Consider the following 13268-nt stretch of genomic DNA (forward strand, 5'->3'; position numbering starts at 1 on the left):
TGTGTTCCTCGTCAAGCTTTCGGTCAACTCACATCGATGTGGTGAACCTGACCGTTTACATGAGGTCACGCGATATCGTCTTCTCGAATGTCTTTTCGAAGATCTGCTTTTCCCCGTGATAGGCCAGAACCTTGGCGCTGATCAGCCAATCCTTGTCCGTGCAGGCTATATTGGCGGTAGACACGGTACGTATCGACCAGTTGGAGCGGCTCATGTCGCAGATCCAGACGCATGCTCCTGTCATAGACAATGGATCGTCCGGGCTGATTGACCAGGTCTCCTCGCGGCGCTGGCGGGTGGCAAGACCGGTGTCGGGATGTTCGAAAAGCCCGGTATCCTCCGTCACCTCATAACGTGTCTGGTTGGCAGCAAGGTCGCGGGTGACACTGCGGCGTGTTTCCGACGGCGCGTGTTCGATATATTTCGGCAGCGGATCCAGATTGTCCGGCTGCTTCATCTCGAAGGTTTCGTGGTCGCCGAGAAGCGGCATGGCGAGACCCAGCGAGGCAATATCGATCGTCACACCGGGATCGACCGGTGGCGGCAGTACCATTGGCCAGTAGGCGGTGGAAATTGATAGCCGGATTCTGTGACCCTCGCCGAAGCGGTAACCGCAGGCATCAAGCTCAAGCCGGATCGTTACCGGTTCACCGGGTATAAGCGGCTTCGGTTCCTCATTGCCGTCCCGATGGGCAAGATTGATGACGCCGAAGGAAACGCGGGTCGCCGTGCCATCGGGATGGATATCGACGATACGGGCACAGAGATTGGCAAGTTCGGCATCGGCGCTGAGCGTCAGCGTGATGACCGGCCGGCCGAGATAGGTTTTCTCACCTTTGAGAAGAGCCGTCTCGAAGGTCAGCGAGCCGGCATCGTCGCACCGCTGGTCGCCAGCCAGTTCCGCATCCGGTTTCAGCGTGAACCATTCACCGGCGGCCGTTCCCGTGTCGAGCGGGGATTTCAGATAGACGTCATGCTTCGGCGCATGCGGGATAGGCATGCCTTCGAGCAGCGTGCCGAACTGATCGACATAGAAGCACTCGGCTTCCGGTGTGCTCCAGCGGTCTTTCGAGACCCAGAAACCTGGATCGGCATCGCGTCTGACAGCCGGCTTCGGACCGTCGAGAATATAGGCACGTATCTGCGGTAGCTGGTCGATGCCGTTGTCTTCGCCGCGCAGCCAGCGGTTCCAGAAAGCGATCGCTTCGCCATGGAAATCGGCGCGTGGCTTCGGCCAGGCAAAATGCGGGTATTTGTGGACCCATGGGCCGACAAGCGCCTTGGCCTTGTCGCCCAATCCTTCGACCGCCAGAAACGGCGTGTTGCGATAGCCATCGGCCCAGCCGGCAATCACTAAAGCGGGGATTTCGAAAGCAGAATAGTCCTCGCAGATCGAACCGTGTTTCCAGAATGCATCACGGCGCTGGTGCGATAGCCATTCCTCCATGAAGAAAGGTTCGTTTTCCAGCCTCTCCATCCACATGTCGAGCCAGCGGTCGCCGACGATGTCAGGATCGGGCGAGCGGGACTGATAGGCGAGCATGGTGGCCGCCCAAGAGAGCTGCGCCGAGAGATGGCAGCCGTTCTTGTAATGGATGTCGTCATTGTAGCGGTCGGTGGTCGAGGCGATCGAGATTACTGCCTTCAAGGCCGGGGGGCGAAGGGCTGCCACCTGCAAGCTATTGAAGCCGCCCCAGGAAATCCCCATCATGCCGACCGAACCGTTCGACCAGGGCTGTTCGGCGATCCACCCTATCAGTTCGCAGGCATTGGCAAGTTCCAGCTCGGTATATTCGCCGTCGATCACGCCATCGGATTCACCGGAGCCACGGATGTCGACGCGCACGCCGGCAATGCCGGCCGCGGCAAAGACCGGGTAGGTGGATTCGTCGCGCGGGCTCGTCCCGTCGCGCTTTCGATAGGGCAGGAATTCGAACACGGCCGGCACCGGATAAGCCTCTGCGCCGTCCGGCATCCAGATCCGGGCGGCAAGCCGGGTCCCGTCCTTCAGCCTGATCCACTGGTTTTCGATGAGGGTGAAGGAACGGTCTGCCATGCTCATTCTACTTTCAACACTCGATGTTCAGTTTCCGGCGCTTTCCATGCGCCGTGTGGCGAGCACCTTTTCCAGCCAACCGAGTTCCATTTCTGGCACGGATTTGAGGAGGAGGTCGGTATAGTCGTCGAAGGGCGGCGAAAGTGTCTGTGATTTCGGGCCGAAGCGGACCAGCCTGCCGCGATGCATGACGGCGACCGAATCGGCGATTGCCTTCACGATAGCGATGTCATGGGTGATGAAGACATAGGAGAGTTGCTGCTCTTCCTGCAGTTTCATCAGCAGTTTGAGAATACCTTCGGCGACCAGAGGATCGAGCGCCGAGGTCGGTTCGTCGCAAAGGATCAGTTCAGGTTTCGCCGCCAGCGCACGGGCAATCGCCACACGCTGCTTCTGTCCGCCGGAAAGTTCAGCCGGATAACGATCGATGAAACCGTTGCCCATCTCTATCTGCTCAAGCAGTTCCTTCACGCGAGCGGTCTTTTTGGCGCCTCTCAGGCCGTAATAGAAGGTCAGCGGTCGGCCGATGATCTCGCGCACCGTCTGGCGCGGGTTCATCGCCGTATCGGCCATCTGATAGATCAGCTGAATTCGGCGCAGATCGTCGCGCGGGCGGTTTTTCAGTGCCGGCGTCAGCGGCTTGCCCTCGAAGGTGATTTTGCCCTCGCTCGGCGGCAGAAGGCCGGTGATGACACGCGCAAGCGTCGACTTTCCTGAGCCGGATTCGCCGACGATCGCCAGCGTCTGGCCCTTGCAGAGATGCAGCGAGACGCCGTGTAGCACCTTGAAGCCGTTCGAATATTCCGCACTGACGTTGTCCACCTTTAGCAGCGGATTGGACTGGTCGGCGGCCTCCTCGCGCGCTGTCTGGCGCACGTTGACCAGCGCGCGGGTGTAGTCCTGCGTCGGTGTTTCGATGATTTGCTGTACCGGGCCATATTCCACCGTCTTGCCATGGCGCAGCACCATGATGTCGTCGGAGATCTGGGCGACCACCGCGAGATCATGGGTGATGTAGAGCGCGGCCGTATCGGTTTCCTCGATCGCCTGCTTGATCGCGGCCAGAACATCAATCTGCGTCGTCACGTCGAGCGCAGTCGTCGGCTCGTCGAAGACGATCAGATCCGGGTTGGAGCAGAGCGCCATGGCGGTCATGGCGCGCTGAAGCTGACCGCCGGAAACCTGATGAGGAAATCGGTCGCCGAAGCTTTCCGGGCTCGGCAGGCCGAGCACCTGAAAGAGATAGAGCGCCCGCCTGCGCGCCTCCTGCTTGCTCATCAGGCCATGCTTTACAGTGGCCTCGATCACCTGGTCACCCAGCCTATGGGCCGGGTTGAAGGCGGCTGCGGCAGACTGAGCCACATAGCAGATACGGGCACCGCGCAGCTTGCGAATGCCGCCCTTGCCGAGCTTCAGGATGTCGGTGCCGTCGAGTTTCACTTCGCCGCCGGTGATTTCCGCGCCGCCGCGACCATAGGCGAGGGCGGATAGCCCTATCGTCGATTTGCCGGCTCCCGATTCGCCGATCAGGCCCAGAACCTTGCCCTTTTGCAGATCGAAGGAAACGCCATCGACGATGGTGATCCGTTTCGGCTGTTCGCCGGGCGGGTAACTTGTGGCCTCGATCTTCAAATCGCGGACGGAGAGAAGATTGGTATCAGGCATCGCCACGGCCTCCCTTCAGGCTGGAGGTTCGTTTCAGCAGCCAGTCGACCACGAGGTTGACGCAGATGCAGAGTGCCGCAATCGCGGAGCCGGGCACGAGTGCTGCGGGGATGCCGAAGATGATACCGTCCTTGTTGTCCTTCACCATGCCGCCCCAGTCGGCTGTCGGCGGCTGGATGCCGAGGCCGAGGAAGGAGAGGGTGGAGAGGAAAAGGATGGCGAAGGCGAAGCGCAGGCCGAATTCGGCAAGCAACGGCGACAGCGTATTGGGCAGGATCTCGCGAAATATGATCCAGATCTTGCCTTCACCGCGCAGTTTTGCAGCCTCGACGAATTCCATCACCGCGACATCGAGCGCCACGGCGCGGCCGAGGCGATAGACGCGGGTGGAATCGAGCACCGCCATGACGAGGATCAGCACGAACAGATATTGCGGCAGGACGGCCAGCACCACGAGTGCGAAGATCAGCGTCGGGATCGACATCATCAGGTCGTTGAAACGGGAGAAGACTGTGTCGATCACGCCGCCGGAGACGGCTGCGATGAAACTTAAAATGATGCCGAGCGAAAACGAGATCACGGTTGCCGCCAACGCCACGAACAGCGTCGTGCGGGTGCCGTAGATCAGCCGCGAGAGAATGTCACGGCCGAGATTGTCCAGGCCGAAGAAGAACTGGCCGTCGGCCACCTGCCAGACGCCACCGACGACCTCGGTTTCGCCATAGGGTGCAATCAGCGGGGCGAAGAGGGCGCAGAAGATGGCGAGCGCAATGCCGAAAAGGCCGATCCAGGCGGTGATGGGGATTTCTCTCAATCTCATCGCGGATGCCTCAGGCGAGGATTGGCGACGATCGCAAGAATATCGGCCACCATGTTGAGGAGGATGTAGACGGCGGCGAAGATCAGGCCGCAGGCCTGCACCACCGGCATGTCTCGCACCGTCACCGCATCGACCATGTACTGGCCCATGCCGGGATAAACGAAGACGACTTCGACAACGACAACACCGACGACCAGATAGGCGAGGTTGAGCGCCACGACGTTGATGATCGGGGCGAGCGCATTGGGCGCGGCATGCTTGACGATTGCTCGCCAGCTCGAAAGCCCCTTCAGCTCGGCCGTTTCCATATAGGCGGAAGACATGACGGAGAGGATCGCCGCGCGCGTCATCCGCATCATGTGGGCGAGAACCACCAAAACCAGCGTTGCCGTCGGCAGCGCAATCGTCTGGATACGTTCGAGGAAGCCCATGCCCTCGTAAACCGTTGCCGGGAAGGTGGCGATGCCGAAATTGACGGCGAAATAGAGGATCAGCAGGTAACCGATGAAGAATTCCGGCAGCGAGATCGCCGCAAGCGAGATGACGTTGATGATCTTGTCGGGCATCCGGTCGCGGAAATGCACGGACAACATGCCGAGACCGATCGCCAGCGGTACGGCGATGATGGCGGCGAAGCTGGCAAGAAACAGCGAATTACCTAGCCGCTTGCCGACCTGTTCTGAGACCGAGTTGCGGCTTGCCCAGGAGGTGCCGAAATCACCCTGGACGACACCGCCCAGCCAGTCGAAATAACGGGTGACGACGGGGCGATCGAGGCCGAGTTCGGCGCGGATGTTGGCGATCGTCTCAGGGGTGGCCGATTGGCCAAGATAGGTGGAGGCGAAATCGCCGGGCAAAGCTTCCACACCGGCAAAGATCAGCACGGAAACGGCGAAGAGAAGAAGGAGCGAGAGGAGAAAACGCTCGAAGATGAGGGTCAATAGCGGAAACCGCTCCCTCAGGCTGCGGGCAGGCGTGCCGCCGGCCTCTGCGGAATTTGACATCTGGCGCGATCCCGTGTCCGAAATGAAGGGTGAGACCGCAGGATCATCCTGCGGTCCATTTTCATCGGTGAGCCGCAAAGCTCATTTCAAAGATCAGGCTTCGAGCCAGACGCGGGTCGCGACATAACCGTTCGACATGTCGTTGCCGATGTCGTTGACGTAACCTTTTAGTTTCTTCGAACCGGCATTCACGAAGTCGTTGAACATCGGCAGGATCGTGCCACCTTCGTCACGCACCAGCATCGCCATTTCGCGATACATCTCGCGGCGCTTCTTCTCGTCCAGTTCGCCACGGGCGGAGATGAGAAGCTTGTCGAATGTCTCGTTCTTGAAGCGTGTGTCGTTCCAGTCTGCGGTCGAAAGATAGGCGCCGGAATAGAACTGGTCCTGGGTCGCGCGGCTGCCCCAGTAGGAGGCAGAAAAGGGCTGGACGTTCCAGACGTTCGACCAGTAGCCGTCACCCGGCTCGCGCTTGATCTCGATGTCGATGCCGGCCTTCTTGGCGCTCTGCTGGAAAAGAACCGATGCATCAACGGCGCCAGGGAAGGCGACTTCCGAGGTGCGCAGGAGAACCGAGCCGCTATGGCCGGATTTCTGGTAATGGAACTTCGCCTTGTCGGGATCGTAGGTGCGCTGCTCGATCCCTTCCGGGAAAAGCGCATAGGTGTCGTTGATCGGGAAATCGTTGCCCACCTTGCCGTAACCGCCGAGAATGCGCTTGACCATTTCTTCGCGATCAATCGCGTATTTCAGCGCCATCCTGAGGTCGTTGTTGTCGAACGGCGCCTTGTCACAGTGCATGATGAAGACATAGTGGCCGCCGCCGGACGTTGTCAGCAGCTGCACCGTTGGGGCGCGGGTCAGAAGCGGCACCGTCTTCGGATCGACGCGGTTGATGAACTGGACCTGACCGGACGAAAGTGCCGCAATACGGGCCGTCGCGTCGTTCATGGTGATGATTTCGACCGAATCGACATAACCGCGGTCGGCGCGCCAGTCATTCGGGTTCTTCTCGAAGGTCATGCGAACGCCAGGTTCGAAGCTTTTGACCTTATAGGCGCCGGTGCCGACACCCGCGGTCGGCTTGTCTGCGCCGCCATTGGGCTGGATGACGAGATGGTAATCGGTGAAGATCGCCGGTAGGTCGGCATTGCCGGCATCGAGCGTAACGACCAGATCGCCGCTCTTGTTTTCGATCGAGGTGATCGACTTCAGCATGCCGGCTGCGCCGGATTCGGTTTTTGCGTCGCTGTGGCGCTTCAGGGTGGCGACCACATCGTCCACCGTCATTTCCTTGCCGTCGTGGAACTGCACGCCTTTGCGGATCTTGAAGGTCCAGGTCTTGGCATCCGGCGAAGGCGCCCAGGATTCGGCGAGCGACGGGATGGGCGCACGGGTTTCAGGATGTGTCTCTACCAGCGTGTCACCCCAGGTGCGCACGGCGGTGAACATGACCTGGGAGGTTGCCTTGGCGGGGTCGATACTGTCGGTTGCCGCACCGCCTTCGAGGCCGAGTTTCAAGGTGCCGCCCTTCTTGGGCGTTTGAGCTGCGGCGCTGGTGGCGAAAAGATTACCTGCTGCTGTCAGTGTCAGTCCGGCTGCCACGGAGCGGCCCATGAATTCGCGGCGGTTCATGCCGCCTGCCGTCACGCGTCCGGCCAAGTATTTGGTGAAATCGTTCATTTCCCTTGTTCCCCTTTATCCGATGCAGAGTTGTGTTCTTGTCATCGACACCCCGTCGCGCGGTTTCCTCTTCCATCGAGAGGGGTGTTTCATGCTGTCGATCGTGGGAAATGGTTCGGTTGCCGCCGACATAACTTCCTTTCTTGCGCAGACCCCGGCTCATCTTCGTGAGCTCGTGCCTCGGGGAATTTCTGCCTAGTGATCGAAGGCCCGTTGAGGCTTGATGAATGGTAAGGGCGCGGTGTCGCGCGGGTGAGCCTTCGCTACGACATTAAGTGCCTTTGATGCGACACATTTGGCAACCTCCCATGGGTTGCGAAAATTTAACACCTGTCAGGCAGGTGTGCGATCGGCTCAATCGCGCGCTATTGCATGGAAAAACGTGCCGGTCACAGACCCTCGTTTTCCGCCGGATGGACCTATTTCGACGCCGCGACCGTCTGCAATCATGGCGAGAGGTTCGTCGTTTCCAACATCGATCACGCGTGCGTAATGGAATTCATGACCACGGATCAGGTCGTTGAGCGAACCAATCGCGGAAGGCCTCAGAAGGCGCGCCTGGCGGTAGCCGAGATTCATCTTGCGCTTCGCAAAGCTCGTGGCATGGGAGAGCAGCCCGGTCATGGCATGGGTCACGCCGTCGGCATCCTCCAGCGCCTCTCCCAGCACCATGTAGCCGCCGCATTCGCCGTGAACGGGTTTTGTTTCGGCGAAGATCTTCAGGCCCGCCTTGAAATTGTCGGCGGCGGCCAGTTTGGCGGGATACAGCTCGGGATACCCACCGGGTAGCCAGCAGATATCGCAATCGGCCGGCGGCGCTTCGTCGGCCAGCGGTGAAAAGGTGATGATCTCCGCCCCCACGGTGCGCCATTGCCGCTTGATATGCGGGTAGAGGAAGGTGAAGGCCGCGTCCTCGGCAAGCGCGATGCGCTGGCCCGGCGGTCGAAGTGACTTTTCCGTCGAACCCATTGGAATATCAAAGGGTTTTGCGGCGGCAAAAATCGCATCGAGATCGAGCGAGCGCTCCATCGCATCGGCCAGACGGTCGATATGGGCATCCATTTCCGGGTGTTCGCTCGCCTGGACGAGGCCGAGATGGCGTTCCGGCAGCGTCAGCGTCGGATCACGCAGCACGGTGCCGACGACCGGCAGGCCAAGCGCCTCGATCGCGTCACCGGAAAGCTTCTTGTGTCGCTCGCTGCCGGCCCTGTTCAGCACGCAGGCGGCCATCTTCACATCCGGGTCGTAATGCATGAAACCGCAGGCAATTGCGGCCGCCGTCTGGCTTTGGCCGGAAACGTCGAGCACCAGAAGCACGGGCAGGCCGAAAAGTCGGGCCAGATCGGATGCGGCGCCGGAGCGATTGGGTTCGGTAACGATGCCGTCGAACAGGCCCATGGCGCTTTCGATCAGGATCAGTTCGGCGTCATCCGCCTGTTCACGCGCCAGATGGCGCAGAAGGCCGGGCGCCATCGCCCAGCTGTCGAGATTGAGACCGGGCAGGCGGGTCGCCGCCTCGTGGAAGCCGGGGTCGATATAATCCGGCCCGGTCTTGATGCCGCGCACCTTAATGCCGCGCCGCTGAAACGCCCGGAGCAGGCCGATCGTGACGCTTGTCTTGCCGGAGCCGGAGCGCGGTGCGCCGATGATGAGGGCGCGGGCGGTCATGGGTTTTCACCCGAAGACACGGCCTGCCCGGACAGGACGGCCTGCATTGAAACGATCCTGCCGATGACGATCAGCGCCGGTGCCGAAAAGTTCTGGCGCTGGACTTCCGCCTCGACGGTAGCAAGCGTTGCCGTCATCGAACGTTCGTCCGGCGTTGTTGCGGCCATCAGCACGGCAACGGGCGTGTCGGCGGCAAGGCCGCCTTCCATCAGCAATCGGGCGATCGTGCCGATCGTGCTCACTCCCATATAAACGACGATCGGCTCGCCGGTCTTCGCCAGCGCCTTCCAGTCGAGATCGCCGGGCGTGCCGGCAGCGTGTCCGGTTGCCAGCGTGATCGAACGGCTGATGCCGCGCATCGTGGCGGGAATGTTGGCGGAAGCGAGGGCCGCCAATGCGGATGTCATGCCGGGCAACACGCGGAAGGGAATGTTTTCCTTCACCAGCGCTTCCGCTTCCTCACCACCGCGACCGAAGATGAACGGATCGCCGCCCTTTAGCCGCAAGACGCGCTTGCCGGCCTTTGCCAGTTCGATCAGCTTGGCGGTGATATCGTCCTGCGCGACGGAAGGCTTGCCGCCACGCTTGCCGACGAAGATCAGATCTTTGGTCGTCGCCAGCGCCAGCACGCCGTCAGAAACCAGCGCGTCATGCACGATCACATCCGCCTTTTTCAGCGCATCGGCCACTTCAAGCGTCAGATAACGCGGATGACCCGGTCCGGCACCCGCCAGCCATACGTGGCCGGGGGCGAAATCCGGGGCATCGACGATCGTTTCCAACAACTCATTCACGGACATATTCAAACCTTTTGCCGGCCGGTGGCGGCCGGGCTATAGAAACGGCCATGGAAGCGGCCATTGAAACAGAAAGCAAGAACCTGCGTCGTGGATGGACGACGGGCACCTGTGCGGCGGCAGCCAGTAAGGCCGCCTGTCTTGCGTTGATGACCGGCGAGTTTCCGGCCATGGTCGAGGTAACCTTGCCTGGCGGCCAGCGCCCGGCCTTCGCTCTTGCCATGGAAGAGAAGGGCAGCGGATTTGCCAAGGCTGGCATCGTCAAGGATGCCGGCGATGATCCGGATGTCACCCATGGCGCGCTGATCATGAGCACCTTGCGCCGTGGATTGCCCGGCACCGGCATCACCTTCAAGGCGGGACCCGGCGTCGGCACCGTGACACGGCTCGGCCTGCCGTTGCCGCCCGGCGAACCGTCGATCAACCCGGTACCGCGCAAGATGATCGCTCAGGCGATTTTGGAGGTCTGCCATGGCGAGCGGGATTTCGAAGTCGAGATCTCGGTTGCCGATGGCGAGAAGATTGCCGAACGCACACTCAATGGCCGGCTCGGCATCCTGGGTGGCATATCGATCCTCGGCACGACCGGGATCGTCATTCCGTTTTCCTGCGCGTCGTGGATCCACTCCATCTGGCGCGGCATCGATGTGGCGCGGGCAGCCGGTCTCGACCATGTTTCCGGGGCGACCGGCAATGTCTCCGAAAAGGCGGCGCAGGCGCATCACGGCCTCACCGAGATCGCGCTGATCGACATGGGCGATTTCGTCGGCGGGATGCTGAAATATCTGCGCAGCCACCCGGTGCCAAAGGTCACGATTGCCGGCGGCGTCGCCAAGATGACCAAGCTTTCCCAAGGCATGCTCGATGTGCATTCCAAGCGCGGACTTGCCGATCTCGAGGCTTTGGCCAAGGTTGCCGCCGAAGCCGGTGCTGCGGCCGATCTCGTGGCGCGCATTACCGCGGCGAATACCGTGTCGCACGCCTTCCAGCTTGCCGATGAAAGCGGGCTTTCGCTTGGCAACCGCATTGCGGCACTCGCCTGGAAAACGGCGGCCAAGGCGCTGCATACGCCGGATATCGCTCTGGAAATCCTGGTCTTCGATCGGCAAGGCCAGCTTGTCGGCAAGACGCAGTTCACGCCCTCCGATCATTCCGAACCCTTATCGGCGTGATCCTTGCTGAACTGGTCCCAACCGGGGCGAAACCGTCTTACATAGTCAGCATTGTATAGCTGGCTCTCGACGAAATCGGATGCGCCCAGCCCCTTGCCGACAAAGATCAGCGCCGTGCGTTCTGCCGGTTCTTCCGCCAGTTTCGCCTCGATATCGGCAAGCGTGCCGAGGATGATCCGCTCTTCCGGCCATGAGGCGCGCACAACGATCGCGACCGAGCAATCGGCGCCATAAAGCGGCGTCAGTTCCTCGACGATTTTTCCCAGCGCATGGATGGCGAGGTGGATCGCCAGCGTTGCGCCAGTCGCGCCGAATGCCTTCAGCGTTTCGCCTTCCGGCATTTTCGAAGCGCGGCCGGAAACGCGTGTAAGCACAAGGCTTTGCGCCACTTCCGGGATGGTCAGTTCGCGCTTCAGGGCGGCGGCTGCGGCGGCGAAGGAGGGCACGCCCGGCGTCAGCGTATAATCGATACCGTGTTTTTCCAGCCGGCGGATCTGCTCGGCAACCGCGCTCCAGACGGAGAGATCGCCGGAATGCAGCCGTGCGACATCCTTGCCGGCTTTATGGGCTGCAACATACTCGGCCTCGATCTCGTCCAGCGACAGAGAGCCGGTATCGACGATCCGCGCATCCTTCGGGCACCAGTTGAGCAGCTCCTTGGGCATGATCGAGCCGGCATAAAGGCAGACCGGCGCGCGGGCGAGAATATCGCGACCGCGCACGGTGATCAGGTCTGCGGCACCCGGACCTGCGCCAATGAAATGGACGGTCATACTTCTTCTTTCATTTCTGCCAGCGCGCATGTAGCACCCTGCGATATCAGCCTCGGCACGATGATTTCCGACGTCTCGCCGGCTGCAGCCAGTGCCGCGCCTTCCGAAAGGCTGGAGGACAGCGTTTTCGCCAGGCTGTGCCGTGACACGGTTTTCGTCCGCGGTTCCGCGTCCATCAGGGCATCGTCCGCCACGATATGGAGCGGCAGGCCCAGCATTTCGGCCAATTGCAGAATACCGGCTTCCTCGCGTTTGATCTCGCCGGTTGCGAGTGCCGTGATGGATTCACGTGAAATTTTCGCTTCCACACAGGCGGCATCGAGCGCCGACAGAAGTTCTTCGCGCGTGCTGCCCTTGCGGCAGCCGAGACCGGCAACGATCATGATTTCATTCCTTTGGTCCATGTCCATTGGGTCACCGGCATTGCCGGCTTCCAGCCCTGCATCGCGCCCACCGGCGCTGCGCGTGAAACTTCCATGCGGATCAGATTGCCGCCGAGTTTAGTCTGTGCCGCCAGCAGCACCGCTTCCATTTCCAGCGTCACCGCGTTTGCGACCATTCGACCGCCGGGCTTCAATGCCGATACGGCTGCGTCGAAAACGCCAGGTTCGCTGCCACCGCCGCCGATGAAAATCACATCGGGTTGCGGCAGGCCGTCGAGCGCTGCCGGTGCATTGCCCTCAACGAGCATCAGTCCCGGCACCCCGAAGCTGGCAGCATTGCGCCTGATCCGTGCGGCGCGTTCCGGATGAGCCTCGATTGCAATCGCTCTCATCGACGGGTCGACCAGCATCCATTCTATGCCGATTGAGCCGGAACCGGCGCCGATATCCCAGAGCAGCTCACCCCGCCGAGGGCTGAGCGCCGACAGCGTCAGCGCCCGGATTTCTCGCTTGGTGATCTGTCCATCGTGTTCGAAAAGCGCGTCATCCAGCCCGAGACCAAGCGGCAGGATGCGCGCATCGGCACTTGCGACCACCTCGACGGCCACGACATTGAGGGCGTTGATATCCTGCAGTGCGAAGTCCGCAGCCTTGCAGGCGCGGGTCCGTTCAGCCTCGCCGCCCAGCGCTTCCAGTACGATCATATCGGATCGGCCAAACCCGCTTTCCGTCAGCAGTGCCGCCAGCTCCCGAGGGCCTTTTTCATCGGAGGTCAGCGCAATGATCCGCCGGCCCGGATGCAGTAGCGGCCGGATCAGATCGATCGGGCGGCCATGCAGAGAAACGGTTTCGATATCCTGCAGTGCCCAGCTAAGCCGCGAAGCCGCCAGCGAGAAAGCCGAGGGTGATGGGTAGGTGATGAACTCGTCAGAGCCGATGTGACGCGACAGGGTGACGCCGACGCCATAAAAGAACGGATCGCCGGATGCGAGCACGCAAACCTTTTGCCCTCTCAGCGCCATGACATCGCGCATCGCCGCGTCGAAAGGCGTCGGCCATGGCCGCGCTTCGCTGGTTATCAGCGGCGCTGCAAGCTCCAGATGCCGCTTGCCGCCGAAGACGATTGAAGCATCGGTTATCGCCCCCCTGGCGCGATCGCCCAGCCCTTTCACGCCGTCCTCGCCGATCCCGACAATGGACAGCCAGCGGCTTTGGTTTAAAGCTTGTTTTTCTGATTCAGGAGGCAA

General features: G+C 61.2%; 11 protein-coding genes. 1 reads left to right on the forward strand and 10 read right to left on the reverse strand.

Going from position 1 to position 13268, the window contains the following annotated elements; all coding sequences use genetic code 11:
• Nucleotides 1-55 precede the first annotated feature (55 nt).
• From HNQ72_RS25995 to cobA, 7 genes are all read right to left on the reverse strand, one after another.
• Complete coding sequence (locus HNQ72_RS25995) at nucleotides 56-2062, reverse strand: CocE/NonD family hydrolase (RefSeq protein WP_183996798.1); 2007 nt, start codon at nucleotides 2060-2062, stop codon at nucleotides 56-58.
• A gap of 21 nt (nucleotides 2063-2083) precedes the next feature.
• On the reverse strand, nucleotides 2084-3721 hold the full coding sequence (locus tag HNQ72_RS26000; protein ID WP_183996800.1) for an ABC transporter ATP-binding protein: 1638 nt from the start codon (nucleotides 3719-3721) through the stop codon (nucleotides 2084-2086).
• Nucleotides 3714-4541 (reverse strand): ABC transporter permease, encoded by an 828-nt coding sequence (locus HNQ72_RS26005; protein ID WP_183996802.1) that lies wholly within the window; start codon nucleotides 4539-4541, stop codon nucleotides 3714-3716. Before HNQ72_RS26005 ends, HNQ72_RS26000 begins: the two co-directional genes overlap by 8 nt.
• Complete coding sequence (locus tag HNQ72_RS26010) at nucleotides 4538-5545, reverse strand: ABC transporter permease (RefSeq protein WP_183996804.1); 1008 nt, start codon at nucleotides 5543-5545, stop codon at nucleotides 4538-4540. The genes HNQ72_RS26005 and HNQ72_RS26010 overlap by 4 nt, the downstream gene beginning before the upstream one ends.
• A 93-nt stretch (nucleotides 5546-5638) precedes the next feature.
• Nucleotides 5639-7228 carry an ABC transporter substrate-binding protein gene (locus HNQ72_RS26015; protein ID WP_183996806.1) on the reverse strand — a complete coding sequence of 530 codons (1590 nt, stop codon included), beginning with the start codon at nucleotides 7226-7228 and terminating at the stop codon, nucleotides 5639-5641.
• Between the two features lie 354 nt (nucleotides 7229-7582).
• Nucleotides 7583-8896 carry a cobyrinic acid a,c-diamide synthase CobB gene (locus tag HNQ72_RS26020; RefSeq protein WP_183996808.1) on the reverse strand — a complete coding sequence of 438 codons (1314 nt, stop codon included), beginning with the start codon at nucleotides 8894-8896 and terminating at the stop codon, nucleotides 7583-7585.
• Nucleotides 8893-9696: a uroporphyrinogen-III C-methyltransferase gene (gene cobA, locus HNQ72_RS26025; RefSeq protein WP_183996810.1), complete on the reverse strand. Its 804-nt coding sequence runs from the start codon at nucleotides 9694-9696 to the stop codon at nucleotides 8893-8895. The genes HNQ72_RS26020 and cobA overlap by 4 nt, the downstream gene beginning before the upstream one ends.
• A gap of 59 nt (nucleotides 9697-9755) precedes the next feature.
• Between cobA and HNQ72_RS26030 the strand changes: the two genes are divergently transcribed.
• Nucleotides 9756-10865: a cobalt-precorrin-5B (C(1))-methyltransferase gene (locus HNQ72_RS26030; protein ID WP_183996890.1), complete on the forward strand. Its 1110-nt coding sequence runs from the start codon at nucleotides 9756-9758 to the stop codon at nucleotides 10863-10865.
• Here HNQ72_RS26030 and cobM read toward each other — a convergent pair.
• Genes cobM through cbiE form a run of 3 tightly spaced genes read right to left on the reverse strand, consistent with a single transcriptional unit; the run spans nucleotide 10841 to nucleotide 13268 of the window.
• Nucleotides 10841-11638: a precorrin-4 C(11)-methyltransferase gene (cobM, locus tag HNQ72_RS26035; protein ID WP_183996812.1), complete on the reverse strand. Its 798-nt coding sequence runs from the start codon at nucleotides 11636-11638 to the stop codon at nucleotides 10841-10843. The two genes, HNQ72_RS26030 and cobM, sit on opposite strands and share 25 nt — an antisense overlap.
• Entirely contained in the window at nucleotides 11635-12021 is a 387-nt protein-coding gene (locus HNQ72_RS26040; RefSeq protein ID WP_183996814.1) for a cobalamin biosynthesis protein, read from the reverse strand. The genes cobM and HNQ72_RS26040 overlap by 4 nt, the downstream gene beginning before the upstream one ends.
• Nucleotides 12018-13268 carry a precorrin-6y C5,15-methyltransferase (decarboxylating) subunit CbiE gene (gene cbiE / locus HNQ72_RS26045; protein WP_183996816.1) on the reverse strand — a complete coding sequence of 417 codons (1251 nt, stop codon included), beginning with the start codon at nucleotides 13266-13268 and terminating at the stop codon, nucleotides 12018-12020. Before cbiE ends, HNQ72_RS26040 begins: the two co-directional genes overlap by 4 nt.

It is taken from the genome of Aliirhizobium wenxiniae (genome assembly GCF_014201355.1).
In the GTDB taxonomy this organism is placed as follows: Bacteria; Pseudomonadota; Alphaproteobacteria; order Rhizobiales; family Rhizobiaceae; genus Neorhizobium; species Neorhizobium wenxiniae.